Here is a 244-nt window from a genome sequence, read left to right as displayed (position 1 = left end):
ACGTAAAACTGTAACAATCTCTTTAAAGATTTTATTATGAAGTTATGCCATCGGTAAACCAGATAGCATTTCAATTAAAAAGTTAACCATTTATTCTAAATCTGATAAATCAACAGCTTCCGGAACGGTAATCGTTTTACTTTGTACATGCCCTGTATCCGTTACAAGAATAGCGACTGCTGTTTGACGATCAAGCGGCACAATTTGTACGTTTTTTAGTTTATTTGTGCTTAGCTTAGGCCCT

Annotated in this window: 1 pseudogene; it reads right to left on the bottom strand. The window is 34.8% G+C overall.

The annotated features are described in order from the left end of the window. Positions 1-45: 45 nt before the first annotated feature. A pseudogene (locus JDS95_RS30770) lies at positions 46-244 on the bottom strand (HrcA family transcriptional regulator); the annotation flags it as partial.

Source organism: Bacillus cereus group sp. N24 (assembly GCF_016483345.1).
GTDB classification, from domain to species: domain Bacteria; phylum Bacillota; class Bacilli; order Bacillales; family Bacillaceae_G; genus Bacillus_A; species Bacillus_A toyonensis.
Note: the sequence above shows the minus strand (reverse complement) of the source record. Positions and strands in the feature narration are given on the sequence as shown.